The sequence below is a fragment of the Sporolactobacillus pectinivorans genome, from assembly GCF_002802965.1.
Lineage (GTDB): Bacteria > Bacillota > Bacilli > Bacillales > Sporolactobacillaceae > Sporolactobacillus > Sporolactobacillus pectinivorans.
Window position 1 is genome coordinate 212,415 of record NZ_NXGA01000001.1, and the last position, 25,921, is coordinate 238,335.

The window sequence follows — 25,921 nt, forward strand, 5'->3', positions numbered from 1 at the left end:
GTGCTACTCTCTAAAAGTGACAAATAAATTATATATAATATATTTGTCACTTTTAATCAAACGGCGGGAGTGATTTGAACATGTACTTAGCATGGAAAGAGATGCACCACAGCAAAGGCCGCTTTTTCTTCATGATGGTGATTATTGCCCTTTTATCCTATCTCGTTCTGTTTGTCTCAGGACTTGCAAACGGCCTGGCATCGGACAATGCATCCGCTATTGAAAAATACGGAAACAGGACATTTATCCTGCAAAAAGACGCTGATAACCGGATCAATCGATCCGCTCTGACTTCCGGTACGGTGACCACGCTAAGGGACAAACTTGGCCGCGAGAATACCGTCTTGCTGGGCATTCAAACAACGACAATCAATCAAACCGGGAAAGAGCAGAAGATCGATGCGTCGTTCTTCAGTGTAAATCCGTCCGGGTCATTCAAGCCTGAGTTAGCCGCAGGCAGACAGCCTTCAGTTAACTCTACGGTTGATATTATCATAGATCGCTCCATCGCGAAAAGCGGCATCCATCTGAACGACACAATCATGGAGCAATCCAGCGGACTTAAATTCAAAATAATCGGTTTTACAAAAGCAGCAACCTATTTGCACACGCCAGTTGCCTACGTCAATGCCAGGCAATGGAACATGATGATGCAAAAGGAGACAGGTGGAAATGCACGGGCCAATTCCGAATATACTGCCGTCCTGACGCCTGATACAAGCCATGAAATCGATCGGCTGACCCGGAATGCCGGACTCAGCCAGAAAATAAGCGGTGCCTCTCTGTCAACGATCATTCAGTCTCTCCCAGGTTACTCTGCCGAGCAGGGTTCATTGCTGATGATGATTAGTTTTCTCTTCATCATTTCAATCTTTATCCTTGGCATATTCTTTTATATTATCACGGCACAAAAAAGTGTACAGTTTGGCATTTTGAAAGCAATTGGCACAGGAACAGGCTATCTGATGCGCAGCCTGATCTTTCAAACCCTGCTGGTGCTGCTATTCAGTCTGGCAGTCAGTCTGCTGCTTACCTGGCTTACAGCAGCAATTTTACCGGCGGGTATGCCTTTCTCGCTACCAGTTGGGACGATTATAAAAATATTAGCTGCTTTTATCGGCGTCAGCGTATTCAGCATTGTGATTTCGATTTACCAGGTGATAAAGATAAACGCGCTCAGTGCGATCGAAGGGAGATAACGGCACAATGGATAAAGAAAACATTCTGACTTTCAATCATGTCGGTAAAACTTATCCGGATGGAGAAATGCCTCTTAATATTTTAAAAGATATCACATTCAGCTTAAAAAAAGGTGAATTTATCGGACTTGTCGGCCCGTCCGGAGCGGGGAAAAGCACCCTTCTCTCACTTGCGGGAGCGTTGATCTCCCCCAGCACCGGAGACATTATCCTGAATGGTGCGTCCATCTCTTCCATGTCGGCAATGGAACAGACTGCGTTGCGGCTGAAAGAGGTCGGCTTCATCTTTCAGAATGCCCATCTTGTCCCCTATCTGACCGCCCGGGAGCAATTGCTTTTTGTCGCAAGGTTGCTTAAGGAACCTAAAAAAAGCCGGATCAGGCGGGCTGATGAATTGCTTGACAAGCTTGGACTTTCCAGTCGATTTCACTATTACCCGGATAAATTATCAGGAGGAGAGAAGCAGAGAGTAGCCATTGCCAGAGCAATGATGAATCAGCCCTCATTGGTCCTGGCCGACGAACCAACGGCCAGTCTGGATTACCAGCGGGCAAAAGAAGTAGTTGAATGGCTTCATCAGGAAGTGACAAATCACGAAAAGGGCGTCCTGATGGTCACCCATGATACACGAATGCTCGATTTATGCGATCGCGTGATCCGTTTGGAAGACGGGCATATCACAGCGATTTCTTAGGATGCTTGCTGATTCACACTGATCTAACAGAAAAGAGACAAAGCCATTGCGGCTGACCCGTTTTTTTTCTAGTGAATCTGCCCCAATAAATTTTGACATTAATCTTATTAAACCAGCATAATAGTCACCTTTGGTTTTGATCATTTTACAGTTCATTTGTCTTTGGAGGCTGAAAGTCCACTTTCTCTTATTTTTATGGAAGTGGACTTTCAGCAGTTATTGATCAAAAATTATAACAACGGCTAAATGCTGGACAAAATACTTCTACAATTATATCACTGTAAGGTTTAGATCAAGTTTACATTCCTTCTTACATATGTTGATAATAACTCAACTGTACATTGGATAGGAGGGATGGCGTACCATGTCTCAGAATTCAAATATCGGGACATTAATTCGGTCATTATTGAAGAAACATTCGCTTTCGATGCGGCAGCTCAGTGCGCGAACCGGAATCGATACAGCAACCATTTCTCGCATCGTTAATGGCAAACAGCAGGCAAAGTTAAGCCACTTACAGCAATTTGCTAATCACCTGGATATTCCGGTAAAAAAATTAGTGGACGCCACCATTTTTGATGGTACCCAAACGGCCGCAGATGCTCCGGCAGATATCTATCACTCCGTTGGTTCAATTCAAAAAGTTCTCGGGTCATCCTCTTTTTTTGATCAAGAATTCACTGCCGAACGTGTGAGTCAAGAATTAGTGAAGTACGAACAGTATGCAAAAACAGCCGAGGGAGACCAGATCATCCATGATGAGTTTGGTTCAAAGGTAAAGCAAGTCAATGGTACCGGACCCTTTATTGAGCAATTACAGCAAATGTTTGATCAATACTGTCAGGAGAAAACTTCAGTCGCGGTGCGCGCCATACTGGGAAGCGCGCTCCTGTATTTTATTTTATCTACAGATGTTATTCCGGATTATGTATTCCCAATTGGCTATTTAGACGACGCGATTGCCGTACAACTGGTACAGCAGCACCTGTCACAGATGGATCATCCGGTATAAGTTAACCCCCATTAAACTGAGCACGTTTTGCCACGTGTTGAGAAACGTTTCTTTTTCTTCAATGCGTGTTGTTAGGGCCAGGCACATCCCTCAACACCTGGGAATATCCTACTTAAAAATATCAATTTATTTAATGGGATGTGTTAAGCAATGGATAAAATGCAAGCAACGTTGACCTCATCAGATGCTCATCAATCTAAGTTTCGAGAAATTGTTACAAACAGGAAGAAAGGTTGGAAACGGTTGGCTTTGCTCATTTGGGCCCTCATGGGACCTGGTCTGATTGCAGCCATGGCGGATAATGATGCCGGTGGGGCGATTTCTTATGCCGTGACAGGCGCAGAATTTGGCATCGGCCTTTTTGTTCCTTTAGTTTTATGTCTCGCCCCTCTGACCTTTACAATTCAGGAGATGAGCATGCGCCTTGGAGCTGTGACTCAGGAAGGATTCTCAAGGCTGGCCTTGAAGCGCTACGGGCGATTCTGGGGTTACTACCACATTACGACCCTTGCTTTTGAAAATCTGCTGATTCTTGTCACTGAATTTATCGGGATGACGGCGGGACTTGTTCTCTTAGGCCTCCCCCTATGGCTGAGTACCGTTCTTTGCTTATTGCTGGTTGTCATCTTTGCTCTTTTTACCGGATACTGGACAAAAGAACGTGTGGCACTGTTTGTGGCATTGCTTAATGTAGTTTTTTTAGTGGTCGCAGCGATGACCCATCCGAGTCTGGCCGCCATCGGTCATTCTTTTGCAGCGTGGAATGTTCCAGCAGCCCTTCAGGGTGGTGTGATTTGGTACATGATCGCGACCATTGGAAATGCGGTTGCTCCGTGGATGGTCTTTTTTCAAGGAAGCGGCACTGTTGACAAGGGTGTAACATCACGTGAACTTTGGCTTGGGCGAATAGACACAGCAATCGGCATCCTCCTCCAAGTGATTATTGCAGCGGGGGCTATTATTGCCGGCGCAGCTCTCTTTGGGCATGTGCAAAACATCAGTAATGCAGGACCGTCTGATATGATCAGAGCGCTCAATAACGTCGTAGGACGATGGCCGGCGATCCTGTTCGGGTTCGGGCTGTTCAATGCCGGTTTTCTGGCTTCAATAACGGTTTCTCTTTCTTCTTCCTGGAGCATTGCGGAGCTGTTCGGCTGGTCTAAGAGCCTTAATGACAAAGTATGGGAAGCGCCGAAATTTTATGCCGTTTATATCGGCAGCCTGGTTCTTGCAGCGTTCGCTATTCTGATTCCGAACTTGCCGCTCAATTATTTCTCAGTGGTCGCACAGGTTATCGGCGGCATTCTGATGCTGCCCCTGCTCATTTTCATGGTCTTAATGACCAGTGACCGGGAATTGATGGGAACGCATAGAACTAGAATATTCGGTAGAATATGGAGCTGGGTCATGGTTAGCTTGCTCATCGGATTGACTCTAGCCAGTTTTTGGCAAACCTTTTTTTAAAAAAGCAGAAGTCTTGTAAAGTGAAGACATAACTGCTGCAGACGAAGCCAGATTTTCATCTCGCATGAGTTTAAATCGGATTTTTTGACAGATGTTTTTTAGTAAAAAGCTTGTGTTGACATTCTGGCAATGTTTCTTTGGTATAATGTCACTTTTGTAGATAAATAAGGTTTGTAAGTAATAAGCGAATTGCTAAATCACCAAAACCGAGTTGTCACAGGATATGAAGATAGGCATATGGTGTAAGTGAGCTTTAAAGTATTAGAAATCACTTACAAGGAGATCTAATCTGAATGAATGAATTCTATTCCTATGATCAGCCTCAGGATCTTGAAAATATCGATCAGCCTTATTATCCAGATGACTTAACCTCCTATCATGATCGTCAGACTGGTATGCCTACTATGCCTTATCCGATGCAGCCACCACCAGCCACACCTTATCCGTCGCAGCCCTACCCGGCACAACCCACATCGCCCGCGCCTTACCCGGCTCCATCCCATCCGGCGGCGCCTTATCCATCGCAGCCGTACCCGACTTCTCCATTTCCGGGATATCCACCGTATCCCTCTGCACCGCCTCATTATGGTGTGCCGCGCCCAAGGCCGCCCTATTGGGGAGCACCAACCGGCGTACCTCGTTTTTTTTAAGTAAAAAGCACTTTTTAGCATGAAAGCAGAGTAACAAACGAGTGCTTGCCCGTGATTTTTATCTAAACAAAAGTTCTTTACTGGTGGGTTTAGTCATCCTAGTAAAGAACTTTTTCCAATAATTTGAGCTTGTTCTAATATTGTTTCCAGAAAAGAAGTGGTGTCAAATGGATAAAGAACATGATGTAACTTATATGATATTTTTTGGACACTGGTCGTATGCCCGTCCAACTTCATTCGAACTATGTGCATCAGAACCATATACAAAACCGATTCCTATGGATTTCGCCAGCTTTACAATGTCCTCCGCTGGATAGATTTCTCCACAGTAAGGTTTATAGAGACCTGCTGTATTAAAATCCAGCTCATAGCCGCCGCTCTGCACAGCGTCGAGTATTTGTAAAATCTGATTTTTCCCTTCAGATGAAAAATCTGTATCTTCTTTATCAAACTTTTTTCTGAACTTCTGGCACAAGGTAATGTGTCCGATTCGTTTTGGCTTGTAAGGGCCTAAATCTGCAGTAACTGATTTCTGAAGATAACTCAGATAGACGGATTGGGCCTCTCTAAATCCACCGTAAAAGCCCACGATTCCATCCTGATAATCATCACTGCTGTAATCAATGGAACGCCATCCCCCCTTGCCCGGCAAAAAATGCAATGACAATATGCTGTCCCCGATCCGATCACTGTATTCATTCAGAAAATCCGTTGTCCAGTTTTCAAAGCCGGGCAAATAGTCAACCTCAAAGCCAATATTTATCTTTATCTCAGACTGATATTTCAGCTTCAGGCGATCCATTTTTTTAAAATATGCGCCCACATCACTGAGGCGAATACCTGCCGTGTCAATAGCCCTTCTGATTCCGGAACACCTTTTCATAAATTCAAGCGGCAGCGGTGCATGTTCCGTAATCGAGTATTCATCAAATCCCTCTTCAATCGCACGGATAATAAACCGTTCCGTATCCTCGTGAGTCCCATGAGGACAAAATTCGGTATGTGTATGTCCGTCTTTCTTCAAAGTCAGGCCTCCATGTTTCATTTCCTTTTGCCTATAAACCAAAAGTCAGGCAAGGCCAACAAGATCCCTTTTGTCGACATACAACGTTTTTTCCTCGCCAACTTTGGAATGGTTCTGAGTATCATTGATTTTCTCCATATACAGAGTTACGTCTTCTATTTGGAATGTATAGCGTACGATATTGCCGAGAACGTTAATGTCTGAGACCTTGCCCGCAAGTTCGTTACTTTTTAACCCCGGTTCTGTGTACACGGCTTCAGGACGCAGCGCGTAGGAATTGCATCCTGTTGTCAAAGTCCCTTCCCCGAACAGCTTTTTAACCTGTCCCTTTGACAAGACATTATAATTTCCAATAAAATTAGCGACAAATTCATTTTCGGGATGCCTATATAAATGTTCAGGCTCACCGAACTGCGAGATAGCCCCCTGATTCATCACATAGATCCGGTCGGATATATACATCGCTTCTGCCTGGTCATGGGTGACAAAAATCATCGTCATACCCAGACGTTTCTGAAGCTCACGAAGCTCCTTTCTGAGCTGCTGCCTAATCTGCGCGTCAAGTGCGCTGAGCGGTTCATCCAGCAGCAGAATTTTCGGCTCAACAACCAGAGAACGAGCCAGCGCCACCCGCTGCTGCTGACCGCCCGACAGTTCATGCGGGTAGGCCTCTGACTTTTCACTCAGGCCCACCATGTCCAGTGAACGAATGACCTTTTGCCGTATGACTGATTTTGAATACTTCTTCATTTTCAATCCGAAGGCGACATTGTCGAATACTGAAAAATTGGGGAACAGGGCATAAGATTGAAAAACCATACCCACTTCCCTTTTTTTCGGACTAACATGTGTCACATCTTGCCCGTCAATCACGATGCTGCCGTCGTCGATTGGAAGCAGGCCGGTAATCGCTCTTAACAATGTTGATTTTCCGCAACCGCTCGGGCCAAGCAACGTAACCAACTCACCTTTCTCAAGCGTAATATTTAAATGGTGCAGGATCCGTTTATTGCTTATTGTTAAGGAAAGCTCCTTAATCGTTAAAAAGTTCATTCGAAGCACGTCCTTTCGTCTGCGTAGCTCTACGGACCTTTTTATCGCGATCAGATGATGACACATAGGGTTTGTGCGACGTGATTTTCACAATAATTGCACTGATAATAAGAAGCAGTAAAAAGTACGATACAACTACTGCGCTTGACAGATGACCATTGATCTGCATCACTCTGAGCATATAAATCCGTATGGTTTCGAAATCTCCTCCGAGCAGCATGTTGGTAATTTGAAATTCTCCTAAAAACGTAGAAAAGGTCAACAAGCTGCCGACCATGATGCCAATTCTGATGTTCGGCAGCAGGACTTTGACAAATGCCTCCGGCTTGGAAGCACCCAGAATTTCTGCCGCTTCCATCAATGTTCTGGCATCTACTTCCCTTAAACCGTTGTGGATGCTTTGGTACATAAACGGCAGAGAATAGATAAAGATTCCTCCGGACAGAACGACAGTAAGCGGAATAAAGCCGGACGAATATGTTTTGAGAAGGCCTGTGGCCAGGACGACACCCGGAATAGCATAGGGCATCAGCACAGTCGGTTTCAAATATTTTTCAAGATCGGGCAGATAAAGAGTAATTATGACGATACTTGGCACAACAATGATCAATACGGCGATCAGCGTGCCAAATGTCAGCAGACAGGATCGGACAATCGCTTCAATAAAACGCGGATCACTGTACAATTGTCCATACCACTTAAGTGTCAACCCAGAGGGGAAAATCGATTTTCCCCATTCTGTCGAAATAGAATACACAGCCGTCAGTAAAAATGGCACACACATAAAGGCAACAAAAAGTGTCAGGATCAGATTCGACAATGTTTTTCTCCTGATCATGACATATCCCTCCGAACGAGCCGCAGAAAGTACTCATCGACAATCAGGATAGCAATCATCGTCATAGCAAATAAAACAGCCATGGCGCCGCCAAGCTGTGGCTGGGCGAAAATATCTCCAGAAACCATAGCAGCAATTCTTGTAGTAACAAGATTGATGTTGCTTCCTACAAGAGCATAGGCGGTTTCGTAAGTCCCCATAGCGTTGGCAAATAAGATAATGAACGTACCAAAAACACTTGGCATGATATGCGGCAACCCAATGCGTATCCAGAATGACGTCGGACCTGCCCCGAGCAATAAAGCTGCTTCCTCCCATCTGTCGTCGATGCCTTTGAAAACAGGATAGAGAAACAATGCACCGAGCGGAACCTGAAAATAGATATAGGTTACAGCCAAACCCTGCCAGGAATATAAATTAAAGCTGCTCAGAAGAGGCACACCGATTTTTGACAACAGCAGAGTCAGAACACCGGCGTTTCCAATTAAAATAATGAAGGCAAACGCAAGCGGTACTCCCGCAAAATTTGCAGTCATATTGATGAACAGCATCATCCGATCCTGTACCCTCTGGTCTGACCGTGCAAGCGCATGAGCTACAAACATAGCCAGAATAATTCCGACCAGACTGGACACGATTGAAATAATAAAACTATTTTTAAAAGCTTCGTAGTAAAAAGGCTGTGTCATGATGGTCAGATAGTTCTGAAAGGTCCAGCCTGTATCGTCCTGATTGGCGAAACTTGCCCGGATCATGATCACCAGCGGTACGGCAAGGAAAAGGATAAGAACACCAAGAAACGGAAAAAGGCAAGCAAAAGCCTGCCTTTTTATTTTTTTGTTCAATTTTTCACACCCCCCGGCTTATTCATTTATTTTCATGCATTCCTGGAAAGTCCAGCATTTTCATATCTTCTGAAGGGACAATACCGAGCAGGTCGCAAATCAGCGGTGCAATCATCAACTGCGGCAGATCTTCTTCAGCCTGTCCGGTCTTCACCTTGTCTGAAATAATGTATAGCGGGACGCGACGCACAGCCTCTCTCGTACCACCGTGATGGCCATATTCATCTATCCCATGATCAGCCGTGACGATAATCTGATAACCGGCTTTTATCCACAGTGGCAATGTTTCCGCTAAAATAAGATCGGCTTTATCCACACTTTGCCGATATTCTTTCGAATCGGACGTGAACTTATGCCCCGTATCGTCGATGTTCATGGAATGAACGTATAGAAAATCCGGCCGATATGTCTTTAACAGATAATGTGCGTCCATAAACAGATGAGAATCCGGATACTGATCTTCAAAATAGAACATACCGTGCTGGATGGCCTTCTGTTCATTGTTTTGCAGGCGATCCTCGAAAAAGTCGAATGGAGCCCGATTGAACAGTTCGCTGACCCAATAATAGGCAGCGGCAGCCGTTTTCAGTCCCTGCTCGGATACCAGGCTGAAGACACTTTTCTTATTTGACAGCCTCACGCTCAAGTTCGTTACAATTCCATTTTCACATGGAGGAGTCCCTGTCAGCAATACCTCATACATCGGGCGTGAATTGCTCGGCAATTCTGATCGAACAGGGCAGCGGAAGGCCATTTTCTTTTCCACCAAATGTTCAAGGAAACCGAGCTCCTCAATTGCCGTATCATAGCGGCAGCCGTCCAGTGTGACCATAACTAGTTTACTGTTTGACATTGGCCAGTACCTGTTGCTGCCAGAGTTGAGGAAGCGTCTGAGCTGTTTTATCCCAAACACTCATATCTTTCAAAGGAACCACATTTTTATATTCAGAATCCGGAAGAAGTTTAGCTTTGATGCTTTCCGGTATTTTTACATCACTGCGGATCGGGCGCGCGTAGCCTTTTGCCAGATTTATCTGTCCTTTATCGGAAAGAATATATTCACGGGCAAGTTTTGCAGCATTCGGATGAGCGGCATTTTTATTGATAACAGTGGAATAACCGAACATTAAAGATTTATCTGTCGGGATCGAAACAGTAAAGCGGTTTTTATCAATCTGATCACGATAGCCAAGTCCAAGAAAATCCCAGATAATGGCTACATCGATTTCACCTTTTTCCAAGTTGGGAATCGTTGCATCGGTCATCGAAAGACGTCCCTGCTGCGCAATTTTTTTAAAGAAATCAATGCCCGGTTGAATGTTGCTTGGACTGCCGCCATTTGCTTCGGCGGCTGCCAGAACAGTCATTTGCGACATGGCAGCTTTCGTCACGTCACCGATTGAGATTTTATAATTACCCTTGAGCAGGTCCGCCCAGGTCTTCGGAGGGTTCTTCACATTTTTGGTATCCGTCATAAAGGCGATCGATCCGGTGTAGCTGACTGCGTAATAGCCATCGTTGTCCTTTGCCCAGCTTGGAATACTGTTCCAATAGGACGTTTTGTAAGGTACGGTCAACCCTTTTTGTTTGGCCAATACTGCAAAGTTCATTCCAACGTCACCGATATCTGCGGATCCGCTCGATTTTCCTGCCTGAAACTTGGCTAATTCTTCAGCACTTGACATATCGGTATCGGTATGTTTAATTCCATATTCACTTGTAATACCCTTCCAAGTATCGGCCCAGTCGGCCCAGGAATCCGGCATACCAACACTGGTAACAGCTCCCTCTTTCTTTGCAGCACTTGTAATTGAAGAAAGCGACTGATTGCTACTTCCGGAAGTACTGTTGCTTGAGCCGCACGCTGACAAAATACTTGCAATCATAATTCCCACCAGAATGATAGAGACACAACGTTTCATTTTCATTGCCATTCTCCCTTTTTTGTTTTATATTTGTTTTGTTGCTTTAACACTAAAAATAATACATTCAAATTGTAAACAAACATGTAAATAAACATTAAGATGTTGTAAAATAGCATCATTACATTTTCTATACTCAAAATGGAGGTGTCCGGGATTGAATGAGACCGCGGAACATAGAAAGGAGAACATCTTAATTGAATTAAATAATAACGGGAAGGTTTTTGTCGCTCATCTTGCCGCAACATTGGAAGTGACACCTGAAACAATCAGGCGCGACCTGTCTGATCTTGAAAAAAAACATTTGTTGAAGCGCACCCACGGAGGTGCCATCCCGTTTACCGGTCATTTAATAGAGCCAATATTTGAGAAAAAGAGAAAAATGGAGCTTAATGAAAAACAGAAGATCGGGAAAAAAGCGGCAAAAACGATCAAGAGGGGGGATACCATCGTCATTGACACCGGCACGACAACACTGGAACTTTGTGCCGCCATTGAGAATGTAACAAATATAACGATCATCACAAATTCACTTGCAGGTGCTTCACTGCTCACAAAACGACTGGAACAGAAATATTTTTCCGGTCAGATCATTATCCTCGGCGGTGCCGTCAATTCAGCCCAATACTCTATTGTGGGCAGTCTGACCGCACAAATGCTGATGCCTTTTAAGGTAAATAAGGCCTATATATCCTGTGGGGGAATTTCGGAACAAGCTGTCAGTGACTACAATATTGAAGAAGTTAATATTTCCAAAATCATGATGTCCCTTGCCGATGAAAACTTTGTACTAGCCGATCATACGAAACTCGGCAAGCAAGCCTTCTATAAAATTAACGAATTGTCCCACTTTGACAACATCATTTGTGACGTTGGTCCTGATGAAAAATGGAGAGAACAATGCAATCGTAATCAGATCTCCTGGATTTAGGCATGAACCCGCCCTCTGGTTTTCAAATTTCATAACAAAAGAGTTCCTTGCTAATGGATTGATAGTTTCCATCTTTAGTAAAGAACTCTTTTCTGCGTACAGATTGTTCTAAAGAAAACTAACCGGCGCATTGGTATAATAGTTAGCAGTTAAGCAAATCCAGAGACCCAACACAGCAATCAAGGAAGCAAGCAGAATCATTCCACCAAAACAGATTGCGTATAAAAGCGTGCTGCCGCGGGAACCATCATTAACGCAAAAGCCCAGCAGCACCTCTCAATCTGGATCATCATACTGGCAAAAATTCAAACTGTTAATCCTGTTTTTTGGCGTTTCAGACTTTTGATTGTTTTTAAGGCCCGGCGATGCGTTTTCTTATTCGGGCTTTTCAATTCTCTTCTTGCTCTTGAAATTTCAGTTTTTTGCGGCATGTCCTTTCCCTCCTTGGTATAAATATCCAGATACACTGGATGCAGTATCGGGGAGAAAGAAAACACGTTATCTCTCCAACTCCGCCATCATTGATTATTTGCCGGTTTGTGTTGCTTCAACTTGTTTCAATTCACCCATCATCCATGTTTTATAATTTTTCCCAGTCGGCAGTGTTTCCGTTACATTGATCACAGGGACGCCGTATTGCTTGCACAGTGTCACCATTTTGTCCACGGTCGGATCGATATTCTGAATATTGCAGACAAAGAAGGCAATTCGTTTTCCCTTGATATCCTTCTGCATGTCGGCGATATCTTTCGGGGACGGATCCGATTCCTGATCGACAGCAAGTGCAAAGTGATTATCAGCTACTTTATAGCCCAGTGCATCTAGCGTATAATCGAAAACCGGTTCGGAAACATCAACGGACTTGCCGTCTGAATTTTTGCTCAGGTGAACAATCTCATCTTTTACGGGCTTGATGCTTACAATAAACTTTTTGGCATTTTCTTTAAAAAGAGCGGCGTTTTTAGGATCAATTTGCCCCAGTTTAACAGCCACATCGTTTGCCAGTTTCGGCATTGCATCTGGTTGATACCATAAATGCTCGTTATCCCCATCTTTTTTGTTCATCAGATCTTCTCCGACACGAATGACGGCTTGGTTGCTACCGTTCTTAATCAGGTTATCCATCCACCCGTCATACCCAAGGCCGTCATAAACAACTAATTTTGCCTGATTCACCGCTTTTGCTGCTTCCGTAGTCGGTTCATAACTATGTGGATCCACGCTGGGTTTATTAATTAAAGACGTGACATTGACTTGATTGCCTCCAACTGCTTTAATTACTTCCCCATAAAAATCTTCTGCGGCAACTGCATTAATCTTAGCGGTGCTCCCGGAACCCGCCGCATTTGAATGACCGCATCCAGTTAGAATTCCTATTAATAAAACAATGCAACCCATTAATAAAACAAATCTGCTGACAAACTTTTGTTCTCTCATTCTCCTGAACTCCCTATGTCACCGACATCTCTATTGTATTGAAACTATTTTATTTGATAGCGTATTAGCAAATAGAAATCATTACGATTTAACTTGTCTAATAAATAATCAATTTTATTTTAAAAACTCTCCTCAAGTTTCGACCAGTTGCTGTTAAATTCCGACTCCGTCAAAAGGCAACGTTCCAGATCCTCAATAATGTCATGCGGCTCTAACTCCGTCCCAATGAAAACAAGCTTTGTATGACGGTCGCCGTATGCATTGTCCCATTCCTGCAGCACTTCAGGGTGAGAAGAAAGAATCTGCTTCTGCTCCTGAATGGGCAGAGAGGCAACCCAATAGGTGACAGGTTCCAGGGAGACGGATGGTCCGGCCTGCGACAACAGCATCGCCGTGCTGTTCCGCGTCGCACACCAGGCAATCCCCTTGGCCTGGACTATATTCTCAGGGAGATCATTCAGAAAACGGTTCAGGCGTCCCGTATGAAAAGGATATCTTCGGGCATAGACGAATGAAGATATCCCGTATTCCTCGGTCTCCGATGTATGATGATCCGTTCCATTCGTCAGCTCCTGAATCCATCCGGCTGCAATGATTGCTTTCTGATAGTTGAAGAGGGATGTATTCAGAATTTCCTTCGGATCCACTTTTCCCTGCACAGTGCGTATTATTCTTGCTTCAGGTTGCAATATCCGAATGACGTGTTCTAGTTTAGAAAGGGTTCGTTCGCTGACTAAATCGCATTTATTAATGATCAGAACATCACAGAACTCAATCTGATCAATTAGAAGATCGGCAATTTGCCGATCATCGTGCTCACCGATCCCCTGCTTGCGATCAACCAGGGAATCTCCAGACTGAAAGTTTACCATAAAACGATAGGCGTCTACGACAGTCACCATTGTATCCAGGCAGCAGGACCGGGTCAGGTCAATACCACTCTCTTGATCAACATAGGAGAAAGTTTGGGCGACAGGTACCGGTTCGCCAATACCCGTCGATTCAATCAAAACATAATCAAAACGGCCTTCCTTTGCCAAGTGGTCCAGTTCAATAAGCAAGTCTGTTCTCAATGTGCAACAGATGCAACCATTTGACATCTGGACAAGTTTTTCATCTGTTTTTGAGAGCCCGCCTGCTTGTTCAATCAAGGCAGCGTCAATATTCACTTCACCCAGATCATTAACAATCACAGCCACTTTAAGTCCCTGGCGATTGTGCAAAATATAATTCAGAATTGTCGTTTTACCTGAACCCAGATAGCCACTCAAGATCGTCACCGGAATTTTCTTCGCCACAGATCAGCCTCATTCCTCTTGGAAATCTAATAAGTTTACCAGCTTGCTTTTCTGACACCTGGAATCTGTCCTTTATGCGCATACTCCCTGAACGCAATGCGGGACATCTGAAATTTTCTCATATAGCCATGCGGCCTTCCGGTTAATGGACAACGATTGTGCAGCCGCGTCGGGGATGAATCACGCGGCAATTTAGCCAGGGCTGCATAATCACCTCTTGACTTCAGCTCACGCCGCAAACCCGCATATTGAGCTACGATTTGCTCACGTTTCTTTTCTTTGACCATTTTCGATTTTTTGGCCATCAAAAGATACCTCCCTTACTCAATTAAAATGAATCGTAATAATTACGATTTGCATTTTTGATTAAACCATACTTTTGTCCTTTATGCAAGAGATAAGGGAATATGTAATAAAAATGATGCAGGCCGAGATAAAAAGTGACGCATTCATTTTTAATCGTTACAACCCTCTTAAAATGCATAGCGATCCCGCTAGTACATCAATTCTTAATTAGACTGACCGATTCAGATGAAATAATGATTTTAACTCCTAATCTCTTCGCAATTTTAGTCAAAATATCCAATGGGATATGATCATAACCGTTTTCGATTCGGGAAACCATACTTTGTTTCGTGGAAAGCAGATCCGCCATCTCCTTCTGAGACAACCGTCTACTTTTGCGTAGTCGAACGAATTGATCGGCAAGATCGCAGCGACTATTTTTCGAGATGGAATTTCCCTTAACTTTTAAATAATCTTCCCAGGGTCTTTTTGCTTTAGCGTTCCCCGCATTTCTAAATTCTGAAGGAAAGTTCATTCTCAACAGTCCTTTCATTACATTATATAAAAGCCCCCAGTGACGAACGTTGGGGACTTCTACGCTATGAATCAATAAGAATATTTAGAGCTGCTCATCAATTAGGCAAATGTTTGAAAGAGTAAAAAGATGTTAAGGCAGATAACTATTCCGGCGACTACCCATGCCAGAGACGTTGTCAGCCGGCGGTTAACGAGCTGACCCATGATTCTTTTTTTACTTGTAAAGATAACAAGTGGAATAATTGCCAGTGCGATCCCAAAGGACAGCACAACCTGACTCATCACCAGTGCATTCGTGGCGTTCGCTCCCGTCACAATAATAGCCAGCGGCGGAATCATCGAACAGACACGCCGAATAAAAATCGGAATTTTTTTATGGATAAAACCCTGCATCATAATATCTCCGGCCAACGTTCCGACTGACGAACTGGAAAGCCCGGCAGCCAGCAATCCGATGCCAAATAGCAAGGAAGCCCCAGGTGCAATGTAGAGGCCAAATTGTTTGAAAGCCACATTCAGATCGGAAATGACGATGTGTCCGTGGAAAGTTGAAGCAGCGACTGCAAGCATAATCGCGTTGACTAAACCGGCAATAACCATCGCAATCAAAATATCGATCAGTTCAAAATGGAAAATCTTTTTCCTTTCTCCCGGCGTCTGGCCAATCACTCGTCTGCTCGTCAAGCCTGAGTGCATGTAAATGGCATGGGGCATCACAGTCGCCCCCAAAATACCGGCAGCAAGCAAAATACTATCTGTTCCTTGAAAACGTGGAACAAAACCGGCCATCAGAGGCCTGAATTGCGGTAATGAGAAGGCAATTTCGCAACTAAAAGCAATGACAATAATAAAGACCATGGTGGCGATGGCCATCTCAAGAGGGCGAAAACCTTTGACCTGAAAAACTAGAATAAGTAATACGCTGAGGGCGGTCAAAATAGCTGCAGGAATCATTGGCAAACCAAAGACGAGATGAAAACCCAGTGCTGCGCCGATAAATTCAGCCAAATCGGTCGCCATGACCATGATTTCTCCCTGGATCCAATAAAAGACTGCTACGCCAGGTTTCCATTCATCACGCAGGATTTCCGGTAAATTCCGCGAAGTTGCAATCCCAAGTTTCGCCGATAGGGTCTGAATTAGAATTGCCATCAGATTGGATACAATGACAACCCACAGCAACAGATAGCCAAATTGTGAACCGCCCTGAATGTTTGTCGCATAGTTTCCGGGATCAATATAAGCTACCGCAGCAATAAAAGCCGGGCCAATAAAAGGTATTGCCTGCTTCCATCCCTTCTTCTGCCCAATCGCCGTCTGAAAGGATTCGGACTGCTCTCCCCGTTTTCTTTTTGGTAGTGTCCCTACTGTCGCTACACCATCGACTGCAGAAACGATCGACTGTCCATCTTCCTTGTATGACATTTTATCGGACCTCCTCTTCGCTTGATTCATTTTTGTTTCTCTAGGGAAACTTTACTTCCTGTATTTAATTTACGCCCATCTGAGGTAAATGACAACCCTAAAATCGAAATTTTTTTCTTTTTTTGCGTACAAAAAAAGCAGTAAACGACGTGTTTGCTGCTTTTACTTCTAAATGGATCCGTGAATCATTTGCGGCCTAATTAACCACGCAACATACGCAGTCCATTAAGAATAACAAGAATCGTGCTGCCCTCGTGGCCTACGACGCCGATCGGCATGGATATTAATTGCAGAAGGTTGCTGCACATCAATACGCCAATCATCGACAGTGCAAAGGCAATATTGATTTTCACAATACGGTTCATCCGTTTCGATAATCGGACGGAGTCAGCTATTCTTTGCAGGTCGTTCTTCATCAAAATGATATCGGCTGTATCGAGTGCTGCATCGTTGCCTCCGCCCATGGCAATCCCTACAGAAGCCTGAGCAAGCGCCGGGGTGTCATTGATTCCATCACCAACCATGCCCACAGAACCATACTTTTCACTTAACTTTTTGATTTCATTGACTTTGTTCTCCGGCAAGCAATTAGCGATAAAAGCGCTGACACCCGTCTCTTTTTGTATCTCTGCAGCTGTTTTCTCGTTGTCACCAGTCAGCATAATTGTCTGAATGCCATAGTGATGGAGTGTTTTGATGGCCTCTACCGAAGACTCCCTGATTTGATCTCTTAATGCGAAAGCGCCAATAATCCGGCCTTCAGAGGCCACATAAACAAGGGTATGGTCTTCAGGCAACTCGGATTGATTTCGCTTGAAGAAATCCTGCATGGTCGCGGCGTCAAGCATCTCCGCTTTACCAATAATATAAGACCGGCCATCGACCTCTCCGGTAACCCCAAATCCCGGCTTCACTTTGACATGTTCCGCTTCCGGTATTCCCGATTTTCCATACTTTTTTGCGTATGTGACAATCGCCCTTCCAAGCGGATGGGAAGCATTATTTTCAATGGCAGCCACTGCGGCCATAAACACCGAATCGTCAAGATCACTCCGGTTCATCATCTGTGTCACTTCTGGCATACCCTTAGTCAGCGTTCCGGTTTTGTCAAAAGCTAATGCTTTAACACCCGCCAGCTGCTCCAGATATACACCACCTTTAATGAGAATACCCTTTCTGGCTCCATTAGCCACGGCAGACAGAACCGCCGGCATTGTTGAGGCTACCAGTGCACACGGCGAAGCTACAACGAGCATGACCATGGCACGATAAATCGTATCACTCCAAGACCAGCCGAAGATAAAATGTGGTAAAAACATCATGAACAGTGTAATGACGACAACAACTTTAACATACGTCCTTTCAAACCGTTCAATAAACAGCTGAGACGGTGCCTTTTCACTCTGTGCCGTTTGGACGAGTTCAACAATTTTGCTGAAAAGGGAATCCTCACTTCTTTTTGTAACGGAGACCAGCAAATTACCGTCTATATTGACTGTCCCAGCCATAACAGCATCATTGATTCTTTTCAGAACAGGAATCGATTCCCCAGTCATCGATGATTCGTCAATCGTCGTTTCGCCCTTTGTAATCAAACCATCTGCAGGGATTCTTTCACCAGGTTTAATGCGAATCTTATCCCCCGGATTCAACTGATGGACTGATATCGTCTGTTCCTGATTATTGACCACAAGCCTTGCTGTTTCCGGCTGCAAATCCATCAACGATGAAATAGCAGAAGAACTCTTAGCCATCGAATAATGCTCCAACGCACCGCTCAGGGCAAAGATAAAAATTAAAATAGCTCCTTCCAGCCAATGATCAATACTTGCCGCACCGATCGCTGCAAATCCCATGAGCAGTTCAACATTCAATTGTTTGTTTTGAATGGTGTCTATAATACCGGCTTTAATCTGGTAATAACCCCCGATCGCGTAAGCAAAGAGGTAGACAAGCCAAAAGTTAAATCCTGTCGCCTGACCAAGAATATAGCCCAATAAGGTCAGTGCTCCTCCGATCAGGGCTGCAATAAGTTCGCCATGATGAATCAAAATCTGCTTTATTTTTTCAACAAACGAATGTCGTTTAGCTTCTATTTTCAAATCTGTTTCCTGAAGCATAAAAAATCAATCCTTTCATTGATTATTGAGAATAGGTATCAACTATCAATCTATCTATGATGAACAATGCTTCTGATCATTTGCAGAAACAAAGAAACATTCTTAATAGAAGAGCTATTTTTTAGTGATCTTATACTTGAATTTTATCATCATTTTATGTAATTTCAAGCATTTTGTTCTCATTTAATTATTGTAGTTGATAATGATAATTGTCATCATTTATAGAAGATATGATAATGATTATCGTTGTTATTTGCCTTTAAAACCGAAATTTATTAGGAAATTCAATGATTAATCCTTGTCATTATCCCTTGTTTTCAACAAACTAATTACTATATTATATATAATGTAATAATTAGGATAATAAGAATCCAAAAAAGTTACGTGATGATGCATTCCAAAATCCAGGATTTATATAAGAGTACTATATTTTCTATTATTCCTTGATAATAATTATCGTTTCCTCTGATATTTTCTGAAATTGTATCCCCAATTCAAAGATAGTCTTTTACATTCTGGAATTTTGTGCTGCTATCTGCCTGATTTTTCATGGGGGGGGCTGGCAACAGAATGGGAAGATACTGACGATGGAAGCTGCTTACACGATTCTGGCAACCCGTGAAGTCCAGGCGTTCTGGGCGCAGGTTTCATCATACCCTCTCACGTACAGTCATCCGGAAGAAGGACTGAGAGAAGGTCATCGTGCTGATGGGATACGTGCGAAAGCAATTTGGAAGTCGAAAAGGAAATCACTCAGATGAAACAGGCGAAGCAGTATCTGCTGAGCCATTGGGATCGGTTGTTTGATTAGCGAAAGACCGTAGCCCCCTCATGCCGGCAAGCTGGGTGCCATGGAATCCAGCCAATGACGGGTGACTTTCCGCATGAAGAAACGAGGCATACAAAAAATAGCGAAAAACGGGAGGAGAAAAATGTTCCTCTCGTTTTTCGCTACAGACTGACTTTTTGGAACAGCCTCTTTTTCATTTGTTCTTATCATTCTTAAAAATGTCGCTAAAAATGTCTAATACGTAATTAAGTATTATATAACCGATTCCAGTCCGAGAAAATAGTTGCCATTGTGCTTGGTATCAACAATGATCAGAAGAAGAAAGATCAAAGTCATAACAATTCTAATAATCCAGTAGACGCTTCTACTCGTCCTCTTTAAATTTCCTTTCTCCTTTTACAATAAGTGTGGGAAAGAGTTTTTTAAAAGATGGTGTCTAGCACTATCGCTATATGTGAATCTATATTGTTGTTTCGCAGCAGTAAAATGTGAGTGCCATTCAAAAATGTCTTTATTCAGAGGAGAGATGCCATAGGTAGATCGAGGCCACTGAACCAAAAGGTGAATAACGGCACCGATACGTCTCAAACTGCTGTTTTGTAATGGCTTTAAGTCCGTACAAACGGCACATGCCACGCTTAATGGCAATGTCCCCCCAGCTGACCACATCCGGGCGTTCCATAGAATGGATTAATAGCATTTCTGCTGTCCAGCGCCCCACTCCTTTCAATGTGCAGAGGTGCTCGACAACTTCTTCATCCGGGAGTGTCCGTAATTCATCAAGGTCAAATTGCCCGTCCGCGATTAACCTAGCATTTTCGCAGATACAGACTGCCTTCTTCATTGTCATGCCGCAACGCTGAATAGTATCCTCACTTTCGCTGGCCAGGTGTTCGGCCGTGATTTCACCGAATTGCGCCTGCATCCTCATCCAGATTGTCCATGCGGATTTCGTCGAAATGAGCTGTCCGATGATCGCATAGATCAGCGCGGCGAAAAGGTCCGGAATGGTCTCCCTTTCCACACACCCAATTCTTTTCATTGCCGTGCCAAGCAAGGGATCTGCCTTACTCAGGTAGCGGACCGCTTCATCACCATAACGGAAATATGCCGTTTCAACAGTTTGCATATTCAGCAGCTCCAAACGAATTTTTTCTATCCGGGCTTCCAACTTATGTGCAAACCCTCCTCCAATGCCTTTTACAAGACACATTTTTTAAACTCCTTGCCTCTCCAGCAGCAGTAAATGTTCCTTCATCTTCATTCCGCCGCGGTAGCCTGTAAGCTTGCCATTTTTACCAATGACACGATGACATGGAATAACGATCAGCATCGGATTTTGCCCAATCGCACTTCCAACCGCGCGCACTGCCTTCGGATTATCAAGTGCAAGGGCAATATCCGAATACGTCTGAACTTGTCCATAAGGAATTTCTTTAAGTTGCTCCCATACACGCTTTTGGAAGTCGGTACCTTCTAAATCAACTGGAAAATGAAAGACTTCTCGATCTCCTTGCAGATACTCGGTTATTTCCTTTGCCTCTTCACGTAATTTCTCTCCATTCTCCAGCCATTTCACATTTGGAAATCTCCGGTCGACCCACTTCTCCATTTCGCTAAGACTTCCATCCTGTGAACCAACAAAAACCAGCCCTTTGTCAGTTGCCGCAATGTACAGCTTTCCGATCACTGTGGCAATCCTGGTCCAATATAATATATTTTTACTCTTCACCATGTTTTCACTTCCTTCGCTTTTTGCCGGCACTCATAAGTGGTAGACTTTTACTGCGCACCGTTAACAATCAAACTTGGTTCCAATGGTTCATCGTTTAAATAGTGTCCCATTTTCACCTCTCTCTTTTGACTACTTGCCTGAACTCAGAAGGCGTCTGATGCACTATTTTCTTATACTATAAGAAAATATAAAATTTCAGCGGATTATAGTATAAGCGCAACTAAGCCTCTGTCTTCGCCTAAAGGCTTGCCAATCGGCAAGTTTTCTTTAAAAGTCGTGGCAAACTGGGCGGGATTCCCGATCCCCACAAGTCTGCCGATCTCGATAACGCTTTTATCCGAGTGCCGGAGATGCCATATTGCTTTATCGATGCGCACCCGTAGAAGATAGTCCAGCGGCGTCATTCCGCTTATTTTTTTAAACGTTCTGTGCAAGTGGAACGGACTTCCGTGACACTCCTCCGAAATTTTATTTAATGTCAGATTCTCTCTGTAGTTCGCGTCAATGTAATCCTTGATCTGCTGTGTCCATTCGTCATTTGGGACAATGTCACCTGCCGGTCTGCAGCGTTTGCACGGGCGGTAACCCGCATCCAGCGCATCTTCAGCTGATCGGAAAATTGCTACATTCTCCTTTTTTGGCAATCGCGACTTACAGGAAGGGCGGCAGAAAATTCTTGTCGTTTTCACCGCGTAAAAAAAACACCCATCATAAGCCTTGTCATTTTCCGAGACGGCTTTCCACTCTTCATCTGATACCGTGCTCTCTCTGACATTTTTTTCTGTCGTCATTTTCTGGCCCCCCAAACATCCGTGCTCATGCATTACCATGATTATAGTCTAATTGTGCGCCAAACAGCGGTTTTTAAAGTAAAAGAGCAAGATTAAAAAAGTAAACGTTGCCTCTCGCTTCAAGATTATTCTGCGGCTAAATCAGAATCCCGTTATACTTAAAAGGGATTATGAAGGATGAATAATCAGTTTCTATAAGAGGCGGGAGAAAAAATGAAACGACAGTACTTTCAATCTGGCGACATTCGACTATCTTATTTGGATTTCGAAGGGAGAGATAAACCAATACTATTATGCTTGCATGGCCACTTTGGTAACGCCGCCGCATTTGCGCAACTCGCAGAAAAATTACCTGACTGGCATGTCTATAGTCTTGACCAAAGAGGCCATGGATGGAGTCAGCACGCAGAAGATGGTTATGGTTATCGGAGGGAAGATTATATTCAGGATGTATTAAATTTTATGGACAAAGTGCTGCAAAATAAACCGGTTGTCATCCTCGGACATTCATTGGGCGGTGTAAACGCCTATCAGGCAGCGGCAAGAAGAAAAAATCCTGTTCATGGATTAATCATTGAGGACATTGGGGCAGTCGTTAATGATGACCTGTCTTTTGCCCGCTCCATCGTTGATTCCACGCCGACATTAAGCGCGCTCGGAGAAAGTTTGAAGAAATTTGGAATCAATGATTACCGCTACTTTATTGAAAGTGCGTATGAAAATGAATCAGGTTGGCACTTTCGATTTGATAAAGAAAATCTTCCCGTTTCCCAAAGTCATTTAAATGGTGATTGGTGGACAGATTTTCTCGCAACAGATTGTCCTGCATTTTTACTGCATGGTAAACATTCACATGTTGTTTCTGATGAACAAATCATCGAAATGGCGAAAAAGCGTAAAAACACAACCTATCAATTCTTTGAAAAAAGCAACCACACCATTCATGACTGTGAGCCGCGAGCTTTTAACGAGGCTGTTTCAAATTTTTTAAGACAAATTTAACTGTGAGCCATTACATCGAAATGGGTAACTCGGCTAAATTTAAGTGCACCATTCTTCGTCACTGTATGCTGATGAAATTGATAGACAGGTTATTCCTCCGGCTCTCAGGGGCTTTCTTTTTTGAAAAAAGCCATGTTGCCACAATCTCTCCGATCCTTTGTTTTTTACATAAACCAAGCTATTCAAACGTTTAATTAAAACAGGGGACAGTGTGACAAATGCATTGACTACGGGAGCCGAGCACAAGTGGGCGGTTGATAATATTCATAAAGTGGGTCAGTTAAATCCCAAATTCAAAAGAATTGCCAATTTATCTATTCTTAGATTGGAATACACGCATCAACTGCCATTAAAAAATTGTTTGATTTATGCGATGATGTACTTCATTCCAAGTTTCCGATATAATATTCGGTCGCCCTATGGTTCCCTGGATAAAAAAGCGTAAAGTATTAGTAGGATAAGGTTTTTGAATTGATCAGTAGCACCTAAAATGGCAACGAGGCTACTGTGTCCTTCTTTTCATTCCGTGTGCTCATAAATGTTGTTTCCCCTATCTCTGTCTCAGCTCCTTATGCTCTTCTTTTATATTAGAGAAGCTTATTGGTACACTATTTTACCGGCAAGAGATCAACAGATGGACTTCAGAAAACGCTGAAGTAGCACCGAATCCCAAAAGAGATCACTAACTGAGAGTCAAAGGACTATTTGACGCTCATTAACTTAGACTTTTCTCTTCATGACTCTACAGTGACAACAAAGTCGTATATTGTCAGGTTACATTAATCGTATCAGTGCTTGACAGAGATTACCATTTGTGATTAAATAACCACTAATCTTTATATTCGTAAAAACGTTGATAGAATCAAGTAATGGTTGTCAATTAAGTCTCAGAAAGTCGGCGGCCGATGTGAGCCGACACATTGATGAACATGAACTACCCTCTTGAGTGCTGCTGTGAACGGAAAGATTCATTCTTATTCATTAAGAATTTCAATTAACAGCAGCCGGTGCCCAACCGTTATGATCGGGAAGAGCGGAAAATCTTCGGGTTTTCAACTAGGGTGGTATCGCGCCACGTCGTCCCTATTTTTAGGGGCGGCTTTTTTTTATCATTAATTAATTGGAGATGAATCATATGAATGAATGGGAAGCTTTATCTTTTTCAAAAAGGGAAGAAATCGAAGAACAATTCGAAGTACTGAGTCGGGGAACTGAACAAATTATTCCGGATAATGGTTTAAAAGAAAAATTAATCACATCAATTGCTTCCGAAACTCCGCTTCGCGTAAAACTTGGACTGGATCCTTCAGCTCCTGATGTACACATTGGTCATACAGTAGTGTTGCATAAGCTGCGTCAATTTCAGCAGTTCGGCCATATCGTCCAGCTTGTGATCGGTGATTTCACAGGAAGAATTGGTGATCCAACGGGAAAATCGGTTACACGCAAACAGCTGACCGATGAGGAAGTCAAAGCAAATGCCAAAACATATTTTAAACAGTTCAGCAAAGTGATTGATATGGAAAAAGCAACAGTTAACTACAATTCGACATGGCTTGCGCCGCTTCACTTTGCAGATGTGATCCGACTGGCTTCAAAAACAACCGTCGCCAGGATGTTGGAGCGCGATGATTTTGAGAAGCGGTACCATGCAGGTCAATCCATCGCCATTCATGAATTCTTCTACCCGCTCATGCAAGCCTATGACTCCGTTGCCTTAAAGTCGGACATTGAACTGGGCGGAACTGATCAAACATTTAATTTATTAATGGGAAGGCACTTGCAGGAAAGCTATGGTCTGGACAAACAAGTGGTGATGACGATTCCCTTGCTTGAAGGCCTGGACGGGATCAAGAAAATGTCAAAGTCTCTTGGAAATTACATCGGCATCGATGACGACCCGGAAAGTATGTTTGGCAAAGCGATGTCCATTCCGGATCCTCTAATGATAAAATATTTCGCTCTTGCTACAGATTTGTCTGCAAATGTTTTGGAAAAAATAAAAACTGCTTTAAGCGACGGTTCTCTTCATCCAAGGGATGCAAAATTAAAACTGGCCTGGACGCTTGTCAGAATGTACCACGGACAATCTGAAGCAAATAAATCCAAAATAAATTTTCTTTCGGTTTTTCAAGAACATGCCCTCCCAGAACATGTTGAAGAGGTTCCGTTACAGATAAGCCAGGAAAAAATCTGGATTATCGATTTATTAGTTACGAGGCTGCAATTATTTAAAACGAATGGAGAAGCCAGGAGAATGATTTTAGCCGGAGGCATCAAGATTAATCAGGAAAAAATAAATGATGTGCATCTAGTATTTAAACCGGAGGACGGTATGATTATCCAAGTTGGAAAAAGACGTTTTATTAAAATCAGGTGCTGACTGATCAGGTCATCCATTGCAACGGACTCTGTCATTACTACTAAACCTGGTTTTGCCGACATTGGCATCAAAATTAAATGCAACAAACTCTCAATTACAATGGTTTGTTGATTCATACAACTTAATCTTTGCTGCGACACTGATACCTGCAGGTCTGCTGGGCAATCGTTTTGGCCGTAAAAAATGCTTATTTTGTCCTTGGACATATTCGGCTTGTCGTCCATGCTTTGCGCCTATGCAACGTCGCCGGCGATACTGATTGTTTATCGGTGTACGCTTGCTCTTGGCGCGGCGACGTTGATCCCAACATCCATGTCAATTATTCCTGTACTATTCGCCAAAGGAACAGCCTTATTAAGTTTAACCACCGCTTCCGGCATCCAGCAGAAAGAGAAATGTGAATAGCGGCCCTTGTTCCTAATAAGAAAATATATCAGAACTTGGACAGATTTATCAGAACTCAGTAAAATATATCAGAACCCAGAC

Annotated in this window: 25 protein-coding genes and 1 other annotated feature; of the genes, 9 read left to right on the forward strand and 16 right to left on the reverse strand. The window is 43.4% G+C overall.

Going from position 1 to position 25,921, the window contains the following annotated elements; all coding sequences use genetic code 11:
- The first annotated feature begins 80 nt into the window (after window positions 1-80).
- The 4 genes from COP04_RS01080 to COP04_RS01095 all read left to right on the forward strand — a co-directional run bounded on the left by COP04_RS01080 (window position 81) and on the right by COP04_RS01095 (window position 4,369).
- A complete protein-coding gene (locus COP04_RS01080) occupies window positions 81-1,199 on the forward strand; it encodes an ABC transporter permease (RefSeq protein ID WP_100486313.1) in 1,119 nt (372 codons plus the stop codon).
- 7 nt (window positions 1,200-1,206) lie between these two features.
- Window positions 1,207-1,893 carry an ABC transporter ATP-binding protein gene (locus COP04_RS01085; protein ID WP_100486314.1) on the forward strand — a complete coding sequence of 229 codons (687 nt, stop codon included), beginning with the start codon at window positions 1,207-1,209 and terminating at the stop codon, window positions 1,891-1,893.
- Between the two features lie 364 nt (window positions 1,894-2,257).
- Window positions 2,258-2,905 (forward strand): helix-turn-helix domain-containing protein, encoded by a 648-nt coding sequence (locus tag COP04_RS01090; protein WP_100486315.1) that lies wholly within the window; start codon window positions 2,258-2,260, stop codon window positions 2,903-2,905.
- 150 nt (window positions 2,906-3,055) lie between these two features.
- On the forward strand, window positions 3,056-4,369 hold the full coding sequence (locus tag COP04_RS01095; protein ID WP_100486316.1) for an NRAMP family divalent metal transporter: 1,314 nt from the start codon (window positions 3,056-3,058) through the stop codon (window positions 4,367-4,369).
- 840 nt (window positions 4,370-5,209) lie between these two features.
- Here COP04_RS01095 and hisJ read toward each other — a convergent pair.
- Genes hisJ through COP04_RS01130 form a run of 6 tightly spaced genes read right to left on the reverse strand, consistent with a single transcriptional unit; the run spans window position 5,210 to window position 10,707 of the window.
- Window positions 5,210-6,043, reverse strand: a complete 834-nt coding sequence (hisJ, locus tag COP04_RS01105; RefSeq protein ID WP_100486318.1) for a histidinol-phosphatase HisJ — start codon at window positions 6,041-6,043, stop codon at window positions 5,210-5,212.
- A 45-nt stretch (window positions 6,044-6,088) separates the two neighbouring features.
- On the reverse strand, window positions 6,089-7,096 hold the full coding sequence (locus COP04_RS01110) for an ABC transporter ATP-binding protein (protein WP_100486319.1): 1,008 nt from the start codon (window positions 7,094-7,096) through the stop codon (window positions 6,089-6,091).
- On the reverse strand, window positions 7,077-7,934 hold the full coding sequence (locus COP04_RS01115; protein ID WP_100486320.1) for an ABC transporter permease: 858 nt from the start codon (window positions 7,932-7,934) through the stop codon (window positions 7,077-7,079). The genes COP04_RS01110 and COP04_RS01115 overlap by 20 nt, the downstream gene beginning before the upstream one ends.
- Window positions 7,931-8,779 (reverse strand): ABC transporter permease, encoded by an 849-nt coding sequence (locus COP04_RS01120; RefSeq protein ID WP_239984723.1) that lies wholly within the window; start codon window positions 8,777-8,779, stop codon window positions 7,931-7,933. Before COP04_RS01120 ends, COP04_RS01115 begins: the two co-directional genes overlap by 4 nt.
- 22 nt (window positions 8,780-8,801) lie before the next feature.
- Window positions 8,802-9,632: an alkaline phosphatase family protein gene (locus COP04_RS01125; RefSeq protein WP_100486321.1), complete on the reverse strand. Its 831-nt coding sequence runs from the start codon at window positions 9,630-9,632 to the stop codon at window positions 8,802-8,804.
- Window positions 9,619-10,707 carry an ABC transporter substrate-binding protein gene (locus tag COP04_RS01130; protein ID WP_100486322.1) on the reverse strand — a complete coding sequence of 363 codons (1,089 nt, stop codon included), beginning with the start codon at window positions 10,705-10,707 and terminating at the stop codon, window positions 9,619-9,621. The genes COP04_RS01125 and COP04_RS01130 overlap by 14 nt, the downstream gene beginning before the upstream one ends.
- 151 nt (window positions 10,708-10,858) lie before the next feature.
- Between COP04_RS01130 and COP04_RS01135 the strand changes: the two genes are divergently transcribed.
- A complete protein-coding gene (locus COP04_RS01135) occupies window positions 10,859-11,632 on the forward strand; it encodes a DeoR/GlpR family DNA-binding transcription regulator (RefSeq protein WP_100486323.1) in 774 nt (257 codons plus the stop codon).
- A 305-nt stretch (window positions 11,633-11,937) separates the two neighbouring features.
- Here the strand turns inward: COP04_RS01135 and COP04_RS19830 are convergent, their stop codons facing one another.
- The 7 genes from COP04_RS19830 to COP04_RS01170 all read right to left on the reverse strand — a co-directional run bounded on the left by COP04_RS19830 (window position 11,938) and on the right by COP04_RS01170 (window position 18,734).
- Window positions 11,938-12,063, reverse strand: a complete 126-nt coding sequence (locus COP04_RS19830) for a putative metal homeostasis protein (protein WP_162297066.1) — start codon at window positions 12,061-12,063, stop codon at window positions 11,938-11,940.
- A gap of 94 nt (window positions 12,064-12,157) precedes the next feature.
- Window positions 12,158-13,069, reverse strand: coding sequence for a metal ABC transporter solute-binding protein (locus COP04_RS01145; RefSeq protein ID WP_100486324.1), 912 nt, complete (start codon window positions 13,067-13,069; stop codon window positions 12,158-12,160).
- A gap of 119 nt (window positions 13,070-13,188) precedes the next feature.
- Window positions 13,189-14,367, reverse strand: coding sequence for a GTP-binding protein (locus COP04_RS01150; RefSeq protein ID WP_100486325.1), 1,179 nt, complete (start codon window positions 14,365-14,367; stop codon window positions 13,189-13,191).
- Between the two features lie 35 nt (window positions 14,368-14,402).
- Window positions 14,403-14,672 carry a 30S ribosomal protein S14 gene (gene rpsN / locus COP04_RS01155; RefSeq protein WP_100486326.1) on the reverse strand — a complete coding sequence of 90 codons (270 nt, stop codon included), beginning with the start codon at window positions 14,670-14,672 and terminating at the stop codon, window positions 14,403-14,405.
- Window positions 14,673-14,869: 197 nt separating this feature from the next.
- The gene (locus COP04_RS01160) at window positions 14,870-15,187 is read right to left on the reverse strand and encodes a helix-turn-helix domain-containing protein (protein WP_157800117.1); all 318 of its coding nucleotides are present in this window, start codon (window positions 15,185-15,187) and stop codon (window positions 14,870-14,872) included.
- A 101-nt stretch (window positions 15,188-15,288) separates the two neighbouring features.
- The gene (locus COP04_RS01165; RefSeq protein WP_100486328.1) at window positions 15,289-16,614 is read right to left on the reverse strand and encodes an Nramp family divalent metal transporter; all 1,326 of its coding nucleotides are present in this window, start codon (window positions 16,612-16,614) and stop codon (window positions 15,289-15,291) included.
- 200 nt (window positions 16,615-16,814) lie between these two features.
- A complete protein-coding gene (locus tag COP04_RS01170; protein WP_100486329.1) occupies window positions 16,815-18,734 on the reverse strand; it encodes a heavy metal translocating P-type ATPase in 1,920 nt (639 codons plus the stop codon).
- A gap of 587 nt (window positions 18,735-19,321) precedes the next feature.
- Between COP04_RS01170 and COP04_RS19305 the strand changes: the two genes are divergently transcribed.
- A complete protein-coding gene (locus COP04_RS19305) occupies window positions 19,322-19,495 on the forward strand; it encodes a hypothetical protein (protein ID WP_157800118.1) in 174 nt (57 codons plus the stop codon).
- Between the two features lie 540 nt (window positions 19,496-20,035).
- On the opposite strand, the gene COP04_RS01175 is transcribed toward COP04_RS19305, so the two are convergent.
- The 3 genes from COP04_RS01175 to COP04_RS01185 form a co-directional block, all read right to left on the reverse strand.
- On the reverse strand, window positions 20,036-20,737 hold the full coding sequence (locus COP04_RS01175; protein WP_338062820.1) for a DNA-3-methyladenine glycosylase family protein: 702 nt from the start codon (window positions 20,735-20,737) through the stop codon (window positions 20,036-20,038).
- Window positions 20,738-20,740: 3 nt separating this feature from the next.
- Window positions 20,741-21,259, reverse strand: a complete 519-nt coding sequence (locus tag COP04_RS01180) for a methylated-DNA--[protein]-cysteine S-methyltransferase (protein ID WP_100486330.1) — start codon at window positions 21,257-21,259, stop codon at window positions 20,741-20,743.
- Between the two features lie 203 nt (window positions 21,260-21,462).
- Window positions 21,463-22,050, reverse strand: coding sequence for a bifunctional transcriptional activator/DNA repair enzyme AdaA (locus tag COP04_RS01185; RefSeq protein ID WP_100486331.1), 588 nt, complete (start codon window positions 22,048-22,050; stop codon window positions 21,463-21,465).
- 258 nt (window positions 22,051-22,308) lie between these two features.
- Here COP04_RS01185 and COP04_RS01190 point away from each other — a divergent pair, with 258 nt between their 5' ends.
- The 3 genes from COP04_RS01190 to COP04_RS19310 all read left to right on the forward strand — a co-directional run bounded on the left by COP04_RS01190 (window position 22,309) and on the right by COP04_RS19310 (window position 25,840).
- Window positions 22,309-23,052 carry an alpha/beta fold hydrolase gene (locus tag COP04_RS01190; protein ID WP_204988005.1) on the forward strand — a complete coding sequence of 248 codons (744 nt, stop codon included), beginning with the start codon at window positions 22,309-22,311 and terminating at the stop codon, window positions 23,050-23,052.
- Window positions 23,053-23,896: 844 nt separating this feature from the next.
- Window positions 23,897-24,140: a binding site (T-box leader), on the forward strand.
- A 47-nt stretch (window positions 24,141-24,187) separates the two neighbouring features.
- Window positions 24,188-25,435: a tyrosine--tRNA ligase gene (tyrS, locus tag COP04_RS01195; protein ID WP_100486333.1), complete on the forward strand. Its 1,248-nt coding sequence runs from the start codon at window positions 24,188-24,190 to the stop codon at window positions 25,433-25,435.
- Between the two features lie 192 nt (window positions 25,436-25,627).
- Window positions 25,628-25,840 (forward strand): hypothetical protein, encoded by a 213-nt coding sequence (locus COP04_RS19310; protein WP_157800119.1) that lies wholly within the window; start codon window positions 25,628-25,630, stop codon window positions 25,838-25,840.
- The last annotated feature ends 81 nt before the right edge of the window (window positions 25,841-25,921 follow it).